A 1,719-nucleotide genomic window follows, 5' to 3' on the forward strand; every position below is an offset into this window, starting at 1 on the left:
TGCCTTGCGGGTCTTTTGCCGTAATATCACAACCGGCAGGGGGACAACCCGCTGCACATCTTTTTCGATGGTTATATCTGTCAGTCCCCCAGCTCCCGCACCACCCGGCAATCTTCACACGGGTGGCACTCGAACTCCAGCGTCGAGTGCTTGATCCGGTACTTTTCCAGCCGGTGTTTTATCTCATCCTTGATTTCTTCCAGCCGGTGCACATCCGCCTGGCAGGAGTACACGTGGGCATCGAGCACGTTGATGTTCGAGCAGAGGCTCCAGAGGTGGACGTTGTGGACGCTGTCGACACCCGGCACAGATTCCATTTCCCGGATCATGTCTTCGGTGTCGATCCCCCTCGGTGCAAACTGGAGGAGGATGGCAAACGATTCCCGCAGGAGTGAGAAAGACGACACCAGGATCAGGAGGGAGATTGCGATGCTGAGGACGGGATCAGCAAGGGTCTGGCCGGTGAAGGCGATCCAAATGGCCGCGGCTATCACGGCAACGGAGGAGAGCGTATCGCCCAGAACATGGAGGAACGCGCTCTTCACGTTCAGGTCATGGCTCCCGTGCAGGAAATACATCGAGAGGAGATTGGCGGCAAGGCCGATCACCGCAACCCCGAGCATGATCCCGGTATCAATGGGCTGCGGGTGGGAGAACCGCTCGTATGCCTCCCGGATGATCAGGGCGCTCACGAGGATGATGGCGAACCCGTTCACAACCGCAACCCCGATCTCCACGCGGTGGTAACCGAACGTCCGCGACGATGTGGGCAGCCGCTCAGCAATCATGATGGCACCGAGCGAGAGGAGGAGCGCAAAAACATCCTGGAGCATGTGGGCTGCATCACTGAGCAGGGCAAGGGACCCCGAGAGCAGTCCCCCAACAACCTCGGCAAGGAAAATCGTTGCGGTGAGACCGATGGCAATGAGAAGCGACCGCTTCGGCAGGGGAAACCTGTCGCAGTGCTCTTCATCATGGGAGTGGGTATGCATCGATACGTAGTATTAATTTAATAGTTAATGAGCAGAAACGTTCCGTGAGCGATAGGTAGTATCCATGAGGAAACCGCAGCCAGACCATACCGACATTTGTTTCTGCCCTCTCTCCGGCATTCTCGATGTTGTGGCTAAGAAGTGGGCGCTCCTCATCATCGCAATCCTCGGGAATGAGGGCGAAAAGGGATTCAATGAATTGAAAAAGGAACTTGGCAGCATCAGCCCCAAGCCCCTGTCTGATACGCTGAAGAGCCTGGAAGGGACAGGACTCGTGCACAAACGCATCCTTGCAACTTCGCCCCCCACCGTGAAGTATTCACTTACCCCTGACGGTTGGGAGTTCCGCGAACACCTGATTCCGATGCTTGTCTGGGTCTCAAAACGGGGAGGCAGGGATGAGCCCGGGTGCCCGATCCACACGCACGGTGATAAACGCAAGTGAAGCCGGTTTATTGGTCGGGTCTAAAAAACTCACAAAAATCAAAGAAACCTGCGGTTTCTTCTCGTTTCTCAGCTGATGTAATTTTCCTAAACCTTGTATCCACTCCGTGGATACAAGTAAAAAATGTACATCAGCTTCCGAAAGTTCGAAGAACGCTAGCGCGTTCTTCTCGTTTCTCGGGTCTGACGACCCTCAACATAAAAAAATTTAGATGTAGGGGTTCCTGAGTGCCTTGCCGAACCCGAAGGTCTTGCGGCCCTCGAGGGTTGCCTTGTCTTTCGG

2 protein-coding genes are annotated in these 1,719 nt (G+C 55.1%); one reads left to right on the forward strand and one right to left on the reverse strand.

Annotation, left to right across the window (positions count from 1 at the left end):
• Positions 1 to 80: 80 nt before the first annotated feature.
• Positions 81 to 992, reverse strand: a complete 912-nt coding sequence (locus CW742_RS11965) for a cation diffusion facilitator family transporter (protein ID WP_292420677.1) — start codon at positions 990 to 992, stop codon at positions 81 to 83.
• Positions 993 to 1,056: 64 nt separating this feature from the next.
• On the opposite strand from CW742_RS11965, the gene CW742_RS11970 reads away from it, so the two are divergent.
• Entirely contained in the window at positions 1,057 to 1,437 is a 381-nt protein-coding gene (locus CW742_RS11970) for a helix-turn-helix domain-containing protein (protein ID WP_292420679.1), read from the forward strand.
• Positions 1,438 to 1,719: the final 282 nt, after the last annotated feature.

The sequence above is a fragment of the Methanoregula sp. genome, assembly GCF_002835825.1.
Lineage (GTDB): Archaea > Halobacteriota > Methanomicrobia > Methanomicrobiales > Methanospirillaceae > Methanoregula.

Bases quoted from the DNA above. Each gene is read 5' to 3' on its own strand.
- CW742_RS11965 (WP_292420677.1), bottom strand. From the start codon at position 992: ATGCATACCCACTCCCATGATGAAGAGCACTGCGACAGGTTTCCCCTG.
- CW742_RS11970 (WP_292420679.1), top strand. From the start codon at position 1,057: ATGAGGAAACCGCAGCCAGACCATACCGACATTTGTTTCTGCCCTCTC.